9 protein-coding genes are annotated in these 12,410 nt (G+C 73.7%); 6 read left to right on the forward strand and 3 right to left on the reverse strand.

What is annotated here, in order from left to right:
- Positions 1-50: 50 nt before the first annotated feature.
- Positions 51-3,320, reverse strand: coding sequence for an SdrD B-like domain-containing protein (locus ACFV18_RS11730; RefSeq protein ID WP_380481920.1), 3,270 nt, complete (start codon positions 3,318-3,320; stop codon positions 51-53).
- 254 nt (positions 3,321-3,574) lie between these two features.
- Here ACFV18_RS11730 and ACFV18_RS11735 point away from each other — a divergent pair, with 254 nt between their 5' ends.
- The 3 genes from ACFV18_RS11735 to ACFV18_RS11745 all read left to right on the forward strand — a co-directional run bounded on the left by ACFV18_RS11735 (position 3,575) and on the right by ACFV18_RS11745 (position 5,405).
- A complete protein-coding gene (locus ACFV18_RS11735) occupies positions 3,575-4,489 on the forward strand; it encodes a spherulation-specific family 4 protein (RefSeq protein ID WP_380481922.1) in 915 nt (304 codons plus the stop codon).
- 63 nt (positions 4,490-4,552) lie between these two features.
- The gene (locus ACFV18_RS11740; RefSeq protein ID WP_380481924.1) at positions 4,553-4,714 is read left to right on the forward strand and encodes a hypothetical protein; all 162 of its coding nucleotides are present in this window, start codon (positions 4,553-4,555) and stop codon (positions 4,712-4,714) included.
- A gap of 70 nt (positions 4,715-4,784) precedes the next feature.
- A complete protein-coding gene (locus ACFV18_RS11745; protein ID WP_380481926.1) occupies positions 4,785-5,405 on the forward strand; it encodes a TetR/AcrR family transcriptional regulator in 621 nt (206 codons plus the stop codon).
- A 37-nt stretch (positions 5,406-5,442) separates the two neighbouring features.
- Here the strand turns inward: ACFV18_RS11745 and ACFV18_RS11750 are convergent, their stop codons facing one another.
- On the reverse strand, positions 5,443-6,900 hold the full coding sequence (locus tag ACFV18_RS11750; protein WP_380481928.1) for a hypothetical protein: 1,458 nt from the start codon (positions 6,898-6,900) through the stop codon (positions 5,443-5,445).
- A 214-nt stretch (positions 6,901-7,114) separates the two neighbouring features.
- On the opposite strand from ACFV18_RS11750, the gene ACFV18_RS11755 reads away from it, so the two are divergent.
- The 3 genes from ACFV18_RS11755 (at position 7,115) to ACFV18_RS11765 (ending at position 9,099) form a co-directional block, all read left to right on the forward strand.
- The gene (locus ACFV18_RS11755) at positions 7,115-7,621 is read left to right on the forward strand and encodes a hypothetical protein (RefSeq protein WP_380481930.1); all 507 of its coding nucleotides are present in this window, start codon (positions 7,115-7,117) and stop codon (positions 7,619-7,621) included.
- Positions 7,622-7,732: 111 nt separating this feature from the next.
- The gene (locus ACFV18_RS11760) at positions 7,733-8,422 is read left to right on the forward strand and encodes a DUF3105 domain-containing protein (protein ID WP_380481932.1); all 690 of its coding nucleotides are present in this window, start codon (positions 7,733-7,735) and stop codon (positions 8,420-8,422) included.
- Entirely contained in the window at positions 8,419-9,099 is a 681-nt protein-coding gene (locus ACFV18_RS11765; RefSeq protein WP_380481934.1) for a DUF305 domain-containing protein, read from the forward strand. Before ACFV18_RS11760 ends, ACFV18_RS11765 begins: the two co-directional genes overlap by 4 nt.
- A 1,306-nt stretch (positions 9,100-10,405) precedes the next feature.
- Here ACFV18_RS11765 and ACFV18_RS11770 read toward each other — a convergent pair.
- On the reverse strand, positions 10,406-12,406 hold the full coding sequence (locus ACFV18_RS11770; protein ID WP_380481936.1) for an MFS transporter: 2,001 nt from the start codon (positions 12,404-12,406) through the stop codon (positions 10,406-10,408).
- Positions 12,407-12,410 lie beyond the last annotated feature (4 nt).

Consider the following 12,410-nt stretch of genomic DNA (forward strand, 5'->3'; position numbering starts at 1 on the left):
CCTCCGAGGAGGTCCCGGCCCGCGGCCGTTCGGCGTTCACCGGCGGTCGGTCAGTGGCGGCGCCGGGGGCGGCGGTACGTCACCGCGCAGAGGACCGCGCCGCCGACGGTGAGCACGCCCGCGATCGCGGCGAGCACGCCGCCGGGCAGGTCGGTGCCGGTGTGCGGCAGGCTCCCACCCTCGCCCGGCACCCCGCCGCTCTCCCCGGCGGACGGCGAGGCCGAGGGCTCGGGACCCTCCGACGGTGAGACCGAGGGCTCCGGGCCCTCCGACGGCGACGCCGAGGGCGACGGGGACGGAGAGGGGGAGGGCGACGGGGAGGCGGAAGGAGTGGGGAACGGAGAGGGGCTGGTGGTCGGCAGGATCAGGCCCATGTCCAGTCCGAGGTCGCGCCGGCCGCCCGTCAGCGTGACGGTCGGGGTCAGGCCGGTGACCGGGTCGGCGTCGGAGTCGAGCGCCGGGTCGGTGCCCGCGTGCCGGACGGTGACCTTGGCGTCCTTGGGGATCGTGGCGAGGTCGAAGTGCACCTGGTAGGTGCCGTCGGGCAGGTTGTCGAACAGGTAGTGGCCGTTCGCGTCGGTGATCGTGGTGACCGGGTTGCCGTTCAGGTCGCGCACGGGCTGGCCGTCACCCTCCAGCAGAGCCACGTGCACGCCCTGGACGCCGGGCTCGCCGGGCTGCTGGGTGCCGTCGTGGTCGAGGTCGTCCCAGACGAAGTCGCCGAGGGCGTTGTCGGACGCGCCGGTCCGCTCGACGGCCACGCCGACCTTGGCGGGTTCGGCGGGCAGCAGCCGGCGGCCGGTCGCGTCGGTGGCGGTGTAGGCGAAGGAGTTCCATGCGTACGCCGAGTCCGGCGCGTCGAACGGCACCACCATCGGCCACTCCAGCGTGAAGGACTCGCCGGGGGCGAGGGTGCCGGGGCGTTCGATCCGGAACCAGGTGGCGACGCCCGGCCCGGGGAAGGCGGCCGTCCACGCCGCGTTCGGGTGGCAGCCCGGGTCGGAGGCGGGCGGCAGCACGGCGGGTACGCACGGGTGCTTGTCGGTGGTGTACTCGACCGTCACGGTCGGGTCGGAGCTGGTGATCGGGCTGCTCAGCGACGGCGCCCAGGCGCTGCCGCGCGCCGCCGAGGGCGTCAGCACGTAGCTGTCGCCGGGGGTCGGCAGCTTGTCGTGGGCGAGGAACTCGGTGACCGGGTCCGGCGAGTCGTTGCGGACGGTCATCCGGTAGGACGCCCGGCCGCCGGGGGTCGCGGCGCCCATCGGCCCGTAGCCGGTGTCCAGGTCGCCCTTCACCTCCTTGTAGGAGCGCAGCACGCTCGGCACCTGCACCTCGACGTCCGAGGCGGCGTGGCACATCGTCTCGGTGCGGTCGCCGTTGCCGTTCAGGTCGAGGTCGTCGGGGACGCCATGGCTGGTGCCGTTGTAGTAGCAGGTGACGGGCACGGTCGGCTGGTCGGCGGTGACGAACACCTGGTTGGTGAGGGTGCCGGCCCGGACGCTGGCGGCGACCTGGACGTCGAACTGCACCCGGTAGGCCCGCGGGTCGTTCAGGTACGTCATGTCGGGCGCGCCGGCCGGCCAGGTCATCTTGATGATCTGCGTGCCGTCCGCACCGGGCATGACCTGCACGGACTCGGGGAGCTTGGCGTCCGGGTAGCTCGGGCTGGTGCGCAGCGAGCCTTCCACGTAGACCAGGCCGGCGGGCAGCACGTCGTACAGCACCAGCGGTCGGTCCAGGCCGCGCCCGCTGCGGTTGTAGGGGATCACCTCGAAGGTGGCGCGGCCGCCGGCGTTGGTGACGGCGCCCGCGACGGTGGTCTTGGCCGCGCCGAGGTTGGTGGCGACGGAGACGGTGGACTCGGCGCAGCCGGTGGCCGAGGCGGTGGTGGTGCCGTCGGTGGCGGTGTTGTCGACGCAGTTGGTGAGCGACTCGGGTGCGGGGCGGCCGTCGTGGCCGGGGGTGACGACCTGGGTGACGACCTGGACGCCGCTGCCCGGGGACCAGCCGGTGGGCAGCGGGCCGTTCCAGGTCAGCCGCAGCCCGTCCAGCCGGCGCCCGGCGGGCAGGCCGAGCACGTCGTTGGCCGGGTCTCCGGCGCCCTCCGCGAAGGCGACGCGGCGGTTGCCGGAGCCGTCGAACGGGGTGCCGGGGGTGAAGGTCAGCCAGGTCGGGTCGCCGTTCAGCCGGTACTGGAAGGTGAGTTGGATGCCGGGCGGGTTCCACGCGTCGAGCTGGACGGTCTGCGGGAACAGCCAGTTGTAGAGGCTGTCGGTGGTGCCGGTGCCCGGGTCGGTCATGGTGAGCGAGGTGGCGGGCGCGGAGGAGTTGGTGGCGAACAGGCTGAAGCTGTTCAGGTCGCCGGAGACGCTGTGCTCGCCCCAGGACTTGGACGCGGTGACCTGCACGCCGGTGGCGGGCTCCTGGAAGACGCCGGTGGTGGCGTCGGCCGTGGACAGGCTCTGCTCCGCGGCGGCGCCCAGCGGATCACCCGTCAGTTCGACATGGTTGGTGGAGGTGGTGCCGGACGGGAAGGTCGGGTCCGGGTAGTTCACCACCAGCACGCCCGGGATCCGGCAGCCGGCCTGGCCGTTCCCGGCCCGGAAGGCGCCGATGTCGTACTGCCAGGTGTTCGGGCCGGGCGGCACCTGGGTCCAGCCGGGCGAGCGCGCGGTGTCGACGACCGCGCCGGGCGGCAGGGTGTCCAGCAGGTGGCCGGCGTCCAGGTCGACGTTCGGGCCGGCCGTCGAGCAGGCGCTGAACTGGTAGGTGACGGTCCGTCCGTCCGCGCTGGAGGTCTGCACGCCCTTGGTGACCTGGTAGACCGGCTCGACGTGGGCGGTGATGTGGGCGGTCCCGCTCTGCGGGGCCTCCCCGTCCACCGTCAGATTCGCCGTGTTGGACGCCGAAGTGCCGTTCGCGGTCGTCCAGTTGGGGAAGCGTGTGACGACGGTGACGGCGGCCGTGGTGCCCGGGCTGAGGTCGAGCAGCCGAATGTCCAGCTCGCCGCCGGTCGTCCCGGGCTCGGGCACCTTCGAGTTGGCCACGTCCACCGTGGTGGGGTCGGGCGACCAGCCGACGAACTCCAGCGACGGGGGGAGCGCGTCGGTGATCCTGCCGTTGACGCACTCCTGGACCGAGCAGGTGAACTTCAGGGTGAAGGTGACGTTCTCCCCCGGCGCCGCGGTGGACTTGTCGACGGTCTTGGTGAACGAGATCGCGGCGTGCGCCGGTGGGGCGAGAGCGCCGCTGCCGAGCAACGAGCCGGCCAGCAGTGCCAGGACGGAGGCGATCCGTCCTGAACGGAGGGGAGTACGCATGCCGAGCAGTTCATCCGACTACTTGGGGCCAAATGGCGGTGCCGCGAGCCGAAATGACCCTATTTCACCCGAACGGAGCAGCAGATCCGCCCGCCCGACCGAAATTCCGCCGAACACCCTCCGCCAAATGCCCGTCCGGTCGCCGATGCACCCCGGCGGACGATCTCCGATATTCGACCTCCGAACACCTGTCGGCGGTTAGCATGCCCATGCGGCGTCAGGGGGACGCCCGCCCAGCATTGGGGGAACCACGCATGCGCATCCGCGCGAACGGACTCACCGCCCTGCTCCTCGGCTCGCTGCTCGCCGTCGGCGCCACCGCCGCACCGCAGGCCGGCGCCGCCAGCACCACCCCGGCCGCCACCACCGCCACGACCCGCGGTCTGGAGATCGGCATCCCGGCCTACACCTTCCCGGACTACCCGATGATGCTGGACGTCCAGGCCACCCAGCCCGCGCCGTCCGTCGTCATCCTCAACCCGAACAGCGGCGAAGCCCCGTTCGGCCCCGCCTGGCAGGCCCGCGCCGACGCGCTGCGCGCCAAGACCACCGCCACCGGCGAGCACACCAAGGTGCTCGGCTACGTGCACACCGAAGCCACCGCGCGCGACCGGGCCGCCATCCTCAAGGACGTCCGCAACTACCTGGTCACCGCGGACGGCAAGCTGCACGTCGACGGCATCTTCTTCGACACCAGCAGCCGCAACTGCGGCGTCAACAACGTCGAACGCGACTTCTACCTCGACCTGCGCCAGCAGGTCCAGGCCCTCGTCCACTCGATCGACCCGAGCGTGCAGGAAATGGTGGTGAACAACCCCGGCACCGCCGTCCAGGACTGCTTCCTGGAGCCCGGCAAGCGCACCGCCGACACCTTCGTCACCTTCGAAGGCACCTACGACAACTACATCAACCACTATCTCGGCGGGAACGTCTTCAACCTGACCGTCGGCTACTACCCCGGCAACGGCTTCGACCCCGACGGCACCTCCTACTGGCACCTGATCCACGCCACCCCCGACGCGGCCGCCATGAAGACCGCCCTCGGCACCGCGTTCACCCGCGGCGCCGGCTACGCGTACGCCACCAACGACGTCGAGCTCAACCCGTGGGACGCCAGCCCCGCCTGGGGCTTCAACGCGGAGACCTCCTACGCCGCCACCCTCGGCTGACCCCCCGGCCGGGCCCGCCCCTGCGAAGGGGCGGGCCCCGCCGCGACGCGGTGTCATGGAGCCATGACACCCCCCACGCTCGACGAGCTCACCGACGAACTGCTGCGCCTCGCCCCCGGGCTGGAGCGCGAACAGGCCGCCGCCGTCCTCCGCAAGGCCTACCGGGCCGGCCTCGACCACGGACGGCAGGAAACCGCCGAAGGACGCGAACACAGCGGCTGGTGACCCCGGCCGCGCCCCCGCCGCGCCCCGTACGGGAGACTGGACGCCGGACAGCCAGCAACGAGGAGAGCGGATGGCCCCGCCACGCACCCGCCGCCCGGCCCGCCCGCGGGAGGAGGTGTACGCGGCCGCCCGCGCCGCCATCGCCGAACACGGCCTCGCCCGCCTCACCATGGCCGGCCTCGGCCAGCAGCTCGGCATGAGCGCCGGACACCTGCTCTACTACTTCGGCAGCAAGGACCAGCTCCTGCTGGAGACCCTCCGCTGGAGCGAGGCCCAACTCGGCGAACGCCGCACCCGCGAACTCGCCCGCCACGACCTGCCGGTGCTCGAACGGCTCGCCCGCTACATCGACCTCTACCTGCCCGAAGGCCCCGGCGACCCCCGGTGGATCCTGTGGATCGAGGTGTGGAGCCGCTCCCCCGGCACCGCGGAACTCCGCCAGGGCCAGCTCGACATCGAGACCCCCTGGCAGAACGACCTCACCGCGCTCATCACCGAGGGCCTCAGCACCGGCGTCCTCACCCCCACCGTCCCCGCCCCTGCCCGCGCGACCCAGCTCCGCGCCCTCCTCGACGGCCTGGCCATCCCCCTCGCCATCGGCCTCCCCGCCACCACCCACGCCACCTCCGCCGCCCACGCCACCTCCGCCGCCCACGCCCTGCTGGGCGTCCCGCCAGGGGCGACGCAGTAGCGGGCCCGGACCACGGGCACCGGCCGGACGGGTGGCGTCACTCCGTCCAGACCGCCGCCGCTGTGCGGTCGTCGGCGTAGCCCTTGGCGCGGACCTGGATCTGGCGGAGGAAATCGACGGTGCCCGGCGGGTGCGGGTGGGCCCAGTGGCTGGACAGGAAGTGGGCGACGGCCGGCTCCTCGGCGATCGGGGCGGCCAGGCCCGGGGTGCAGAGCAACAGGATGTCGCCGGAGGTGGCCGGCACCAGGCGGAACCGGAACGGGCGGGGTGCCGGAAGGGCGGCCGGGGGCAACGGGGGCTGGCCGTCCGGGTGGTGGAGCAGCCGGGCCGCGTACGCGTCGATCCAGTGCCCCGAGCGCAACAGGTACAGCCCGCCCGGGCCGGTGCCGAACGCGGCCCGGTGGGTGGCCGCCGGGTCGGTGGACATCAGCAGGCAGTGCAGCGACGCGGTCTCCTCCGCCGGCAGCGCCTCCTCCGGGAGGACGTCCGGCTCGGCCCCGTCCGGCACCGGCCCCGCGCTCTGCGCGCCGTTGCGCAGCCGGGCCGCCGCCTGGACCGCGATCCGCTGCAGGCCGTACCGCAGCCGGTCGCGGGCGCCCGCCCGCAGGTCGGCGGCGAGTTCGCGGCGGCTGCGCCCGATCGCGGCGGCCAACTGCCGGGCCGCGTCCGCCGCCGCGGCGGAACCCCACACGGCGTCGGCCCGCCGCGCCGGGCCCGCGAGCACCGTCAGCACCAGCCCGTCCTCGGCGTCCCCGAACCGGACGGTGAGCAGGGCGTCGCGTCGTGGCTCGCCCCGGTAGCGGGCGGAGTCGCCGCGGATCGACACGGCCCGCAGCGTGGTCGCCGCGAACCGGGCGCCGTCAAGGGCCGTGTCCGGCACGATGCCGGCCAGCCCGTCCGGGTCGGTGACCGGCAGCGCGGTCGGCTCGGCGGCGTACGTCGGCGGGCGCTCCCCGACATGCGGCACCGCCGGCGTCTCCGGCTCCCGCCACGGCGCACCGCGCTCCGACGGCGGGGCCGCGGCGGCGTCCGACTCCACGACGTCCGGCTCCGCGACGGCCGGCTCCGCGACGTCCGGCTCCGCGACGGCCTCGGGCTCCACCGCGGCCTCTGGCTCGACCGCCACCGCCACCGCCACCGGCTCCGGCTCCGGCTCCGGCTCCGGCTCCGCAACGACCTGGGGCTCGACCGGTGCGTCCTGCGTGGGACGGAGTTCGGGCCAGGCGGCCTCGGCCCAACTGCGCGGGGACGGTTCGCGGTCCGCCGTCGCGGTCTCGGCGGTCGGCGGGGTGTCCTCGGCGGTCGGCGGGGTGTCCTGGGCGGGACGGTCCTGGGGGTCGAACAGGCCGGCGGCGGAGGTGAACCAGTCGTCCACGGACGAGGTGTCGGCAACGGCGTCGGGAGTGTCGGGGAGGGTACCGGCGGGGCCCGCGTAGACGGTGTGCCACCAGGCGTCGTCGGGTCGGGTCGGCCTGGGTGCGCCCTGCTCGTTCAACTGACGGCTCCTGATTGATCCGTGGAAATGCCCGACGTCACCCCATTCTTCCGAAGCACAACGACGGTGTCCGGGAATCGGAACATCGCACCGACACCGGGGAGGGGTTCCGGCCACGGCCGGTCGGAATGAGCCGCAGTGATGGGCCGCGCGACGGAAATTCGGGACCCGAAGGGGGCATCGCTTCACCCGATCGGCTGATTAATATGTGCGCATGACCGCGCCAGGACTTCGCACTCGACCCCGGGAAGGGACCGCGTACGCGGTGCTCCGCCCGGTGGCGGTGCTGTGGTCCGTGCTGCTGGCCGCCCTGCTGGCGCTGCTGCCGTGCGCGGCGAACGCCCGCACCGCGAGTTCCGTGCCGACCGGGCCCGTCACGTCCGTGCAGGCGGTGTCCACCGTCACCCCGGCGGCGGGCGCCGTCGTCGCGGAGCGGCACGGTGCACCGTCCGGCACCCGGCACGCGCTGGCACCGGAAGCTCCCGGCGTGCTCATCCTGTGCACCGCGGACGGCCCGAACCGGGTGCCCGGTCACGGCTGTTCCAGTCACTCCTTCTGCGGCCCGGAGTCGCAGCTCCCGAACGCGCCGCCGCAGCCCGGCGCGGTCGTCCTGCCGCAGTTGGTGGCTCCTCCCGCGTCGCCCGCCGTCCCGGCGTGTGACGTCCGACCGGCGCCGCACCACGCGCCCGACCTGCACGCACTCCAGGTTCACCGGTCCTGAGCGGAACCCACCGCCGACCCGTTCCCCGACGTCGGGGCGGTCGGCGGCTCCGCTGCCCCAACCCCACCGCAGACCGCCGTGAACAGCACGGCGGGGACAAGGACACCATCCATGGGTTCCGCCTCCAAGCAGTCCTCCCAGCCGACCGGCAAGCAGCCGCGCCCCGGCAGCAAGTCCGCCCAGCAGGCCGACCGTCGGGCCCGGATCGCCGAACTGCGCGCGACCGAACAGCGCCGTGAGCGCCGCAACAAGATCTTCACCATCGCCCTCTCGGCCGGGCTGGTGCTCGCCATGATCGGCGGCGGCACCTGGCTGGCGCTGGACGCCAAGCACAAGAAGGACCAGCAGACCGCTGCGGCGAAGTCCCCGATCGAGGGCGTCAAGACCTGGGACAACCTGTCCCGCACGCACGTCCAGACCGAGGTCAAGTACCCGCAGGCCCCGCCGGTCGGCGGCGACCACAACCCGGTCTGGGCGACCTGCATGGGCACCGTCTACGACCAGCCGGTGAAGAACGAGAACGCGGTGCACTCGCTGGAGCACGGCGCGGTCTGGGTGACCTACAACAGCAAGGCGAAGGCCGAAGACCTCAAGGTGCTGAGCGAGAAGGTCAAGGCCACCCCGTACAGCCTGATGAGCCCGTACCCCGACGAGGAGGGCACCATCACCCTGAGCGCCTGGGGCACCCAGCTGATCGTGGAATCCGCGAACGACCCGCGGATCGAGCAGTTCTTCACCAAGTACGTGCAGGGCCCGCAGACCCAGGAGCCGGGCGCCTCCTGCAGCTCGGGCGCGATGTGACCGGCGACCGGGAACCGGAGACGGAACTCGCGGAACCGGCCGGCGGCCGGCGCCGCCGCGCCCTGTGGTGGCCGGCCGCGCTGGCGGCCGTGGTCGCGCTCGGCCTCGGGGTGCCCGCGCTGGTCTCCAGCGGCACCCCCGCGTCCGGGAGTTCCTCGTCCACGCCGAGCACCGACTCGGCGGAGGCCGGGTTCGCCCGCGACATGGCCACCCACCACCAGCAGGCGATCGACATGTCGTTCATCGTCCGCGACCGCACCCAGGACCAGGCGGTCCGCACCCTGGCGTTCGACATCATCAACACGCAGGCCAACCAGCGCGGCATGCTGATGGGCTACCTCGACCAGTGGGGCCTCACCCAGACCGGCGCAACCAAGCCGATGGCCTGGATGGGGCACACCTACCAGGCGCACGACGGTTCGCTGATGCCCGGCATGGCGACCAACGCCGACCTGGAAAAGCTCCGCACCCTCAACGGCCGGGACGCCGAGGTCTTCTACCTCCAGCTGATGCTCGCCCACCACCGCGGCGGCGCGGACATGGCCCAGGCATACGTGGACGCGGCGAAGAACGACGTGGAGAAGCGGCTCGCGCAGACCATGGTCAACGGCCAGAAGGCCGAGATCGACCTGATCACCACCATGCTCACAGAACGCGGCGCCCAACCGACCCCCTGACCCACCCCCACCCCGCCCAGCCCAGCCCACGAGGGGCGCCACCCCGAACCACCCGGGGGGCGCCCCTCACGCGTTCCTGCCGACGCACCGGCGGGGGCGCTTGCGGCGTAACACCGGCGGGCGGTCCTGGGCGCGCGCCGACGGGCGTTCCCGACGCGAGATCGGCGGGCGTTCCCGACCGTACGCGGCGGGCGATCCGAGCGTGTGCCGAGGGGCGTTGCCGACCGTGCGGCCAGCGTGCGTTCCCGACATGACCTCAGCAGGCCCCGACCGTACGCGGCGGGGGCGCTCGCGGTATGACACCAGCGGGCGATCCCAAGCGTGCGCCACTGGGCGGCGTGCCCGACGTGAGATCAGCAAGCGTTCCCGACCCGACCGCACGCGGCGAGCGATCCCGAACATACGCCAACGGGCCTCACCAACCGTACGGCCAGCGGGCGTTCCCGACATGACCTCAGCAGGCCCCGACCGTACGCGGCGGGGGCGCTCGCGGTATGACACCAGCGGGCGATCCCAAGCGTGCGCCGCTGGGCGTTCCCAACCGTGCGCCACTGGGCGGCGTGCCCAACGTGAGATCAGCAAGCGTTCCCGACCCGACCGCACGCGGCGAGCGATCCCGAACGTACGCCAACGGGGCCTTACCAACCGTACGCCAGCGGGCGTTCCCGAAATGACGTCAGCAGGCCGGACCGTACGCGGCGGGGACGCTCGCAACATGACACCAGCGGGCGATCCCAGGCGTGCGCCGGTGAGCTCCCAACCCTGCCCCACTGGGCGGCGTGCCCAACGTGAGATCAGCAAGCGTTCCCGACCCGACCGCACGCGGCGGGCGGTCCCGAGCGTGCGTCGGCGGGCGGTCCCGACGTCAGATCAACGGCGTTCCCGGCCCCAGGCGGCGGGCGTTCCGAGCATGCGCCGATGGGCGTCACCGATCGTGCGCAAGCGAGAGTTCCCGACATGACGTCAGCAGGCCCGACCGTACGCGGCGGGGGCGCTCGGGACATAACGTCAGCGGGCAATCCCGGGCGTGCGCCGGTGAGCTCCCAACCGCGCGCCATTGGGCGTTCCCGGCGTGAGATCAGCAGGCGTTCCCGGCCCACGCGGCGGGCGTTCCCGACGTCACATCAGCGGCGTTCCTGGCAGTAGGCGGGCGTCCCGAGCACGCGCCGACGGGCGTCACCAACCGTGTGCCAGCGGGCGTTCTTGCCTTACGCGGTGGGCATCACCGAACCATGCGCCAGCGGGCGTTCCCGGTATGACGTCAGCAGGCCCCGACGACGCGTCGGCGGGCGACCCCGACGTGGCGTCAGCGAGCGGACAGTCGCGCCGCCAACACAGCAACCGCAGCGAGCAGCAACAGGACCGCCCGGCCGCCGGACGCCGCCCCGGCGAGGTGGACGGCGAGCACCGGCAGGGCGGTGCCGAGTGCGGTGCCGAGGCTGCGCACCATGTTCACCAGGCCGCCGCCCACGGCCGAGCTCTGCGCGGGTATCGCCCGCATCACCAGCGCGTTGTTGGCGGGCAGTAGCAACCCGAGGCCGTAACCGGCCACCAGCAGCGGCGGCACCGTCGCGCCGGGCCCGGGCCCGGGCAGCACGGCCAGCACCAGCAGTGCGGCCGCAGTGGTCAGCGCGCCAACCCGGCAGCGCATCGCGTCGCTCCACCCACGCGGCAGCAGGCCGCCACCGACCGTGGCGGCCAGCGCGAACGCTGCGGGCAGTGCCGTGATCACCACTCCGGCCGTGCCGGCGGACACCCCGCGACCGGTCAGCACCACGGGCTCCAGCACCAGCGGGCAGAACAGCAGCAGGTAGCCGATCAGCGCCACCAGCAGCCCGGCCCGGATGCCGGGGGTGTTCACCAGCCCGGGCGGGACGATCGGCCGGTCCGCGCGCCGCTCCTGCCGGACCAGCCCGGCCGCCGCGAGGACCGCGAGCACCGCCAGCACGGCCACCGCCCAGCCCGGCAGCGGCAGCCCGGAGGCGGCGGACAGCGCCAGCAGCAGCGCCGTGGACGCGGCGGCCAACAGCACCAGCCCGGCCAGGTCGAAGCGCCCACCACCTCCGCTCCGCCCGCTCCCGCTCAGCCCGCCGCCGGTCCGTCCACTCCCGGTCCGCCTGCCCCCGCGCTGCCCGCCCCCGGTCAGCCCATCCCCACGCCACTCATCTCCGCTCAGCCCGCCGCCGGTCCGTCCACTCCTGATCGACCTGCCCCCGCTCCGCCCATCTCCCCGCCACTCATCTCCGCTCAGCCCGCCGCCGGTCCACCCACCCCCGCTCCACCTGCCCCCGCGCTGCCCATCCCCACGCCACTCATCTCCGCTCAGCCCGCCGCCGGTCCACCCACGCCCGGTCCACCCGTCCCCGCGCTGCCCGTCCCCGCGCTGCCCGTTCCCGCTCCGCCCGTCTCCGCGCCGCCCGCCGCCGATCCACCCGCCCCCGCGCTGCCCATCCCCGATACGCCCATCTCCGCGCCACTCGTCTCCGCTCAACCCGTCCCCGGTCCACCCGCTCCCGCGCCGCCCGCCGCCGGTCCGCCCGTCCCCGGTACGCCCATTCCCGCGCCACTCGTCTCCGCTCAACACGCCCCCGCGCCGCCCGCCGCCGATCCACCCGCCGCCAGTCCGTCCGCCCCCAGCCCGTCCGACGCAGGACTGTCGCCCCTCCGGGAAGGTTCGTGGGAGCAGGAACCAGCCCGCCAGGATGCCGAGCGCACCGATCGGGACGTTCACCCAGAATGCCCAGCGCCAGGAGGCGTGGGTGACCAGCAGGCCGCCGAGGGTCGGGCCGAGGGCGAGGCCGAGGGCCTGCGCGGCGGCCTGGATGCCGAGCGCGGTGCGCATTGCCCGCTCCGGCACGCCCCGGGCTACCAGCGCCACGCTGTTGGCCTGCATCATCGCGCCTCCGACGGCCTGCACCGCGCGGCAGGCCACCAGGACGGCCAGGTTGCCGGCCAGTCCGGCGCCGAGCGAGGCGGCCGCGAACACCGCGAAACCACCCAGGTACATGGTTTTGCGGCCGACCAGGTCGGACAGCCGCCCGACCGGGGCCAGCAGGGCAACCAGTACCAGCAGGTAGGACAGCGACACCCATTCCACGGCGGCGAAGCCCGCGTCGAACCGGCGTTCCAGCGCGGGGAACACCAGCGAGGTGACGCTCGCGGTCAGCTGGCCGAGGAACGCGCCCAGGCAGACGGTGCCGACGGCCAGCCAGTGCGCGTGCGGCCAGCGTGCGACGGCGCGCGGGCGCGGGCGTTCGGCGCGTTGCAGGGCGTCGAGCAGCCTGGGGGCTACGGCAGGTTCGGCCATGATC

The sequence above is a fragment of the Kitasatospora sp. NPDC059673 genome, from assembly GCF_042734215.1.
Lineage (GTDB): Bacteria > Actinomycetota > Actinomycetes > Streptomycetales > Streptomycetaceae > Kitasatospora.

Excerpts from the sequence above, each read along its gene's own strand:
- ACFV18_RS11740 (WP_380481924.1), top strand. The coding sequence starts at position 4,553 with ATGACACCCCCCACGCTCGACGAGCTCACCGACGAACTGCTGCGCCTC.
- ACFV18_RS11730 (WP_380481920.1), bottom strand. The coding sequence starts at position 3,320 with ATGCGTACTCCCCTCCGTTCAGGACGGATCGCCTCCGTCCTGGCACTG.
- ACFV18_RS11745 (WP_380481926.1), top strand. The coding sequence starts at position 4,785 with ATGGCCCCGCCACGCACCCGCCGCCCGGCCCGCCCGCGGGAGGAGGTG.
- ACFV18_RS11770 (WP_380481936.1), bottom strand. The coding sequence starts at position 12,406 with ATGGCCGAACCTGCCGTAGCCCCCAGGCTGCTCGACGCCCTGCAACGC.
- ACFV18_RS11735 (WP_380481922.1), top strand. The coding sequence starts at position 3,575 with ATGCGCATCCGCGCGAACGGACTCACCGCCCTGCTCCTCGGCTCGCTG.
- ACFV18_RS11760 (WP_380481932.1), top strand. The coding sequence starts at position 7,733 with ATGGGTTCCGCCTCCAAGCAGTCCTCCCAGCCGACCGGCAAGCAGCCG.
- ACFV18_RS11755 (WP_380481930.1), top strand. The coding sequence starts at position 7,115 with ATGACCGCGCCAGGACTTCGCACTCGACCCCGGGAAGGGACCGCGTAC.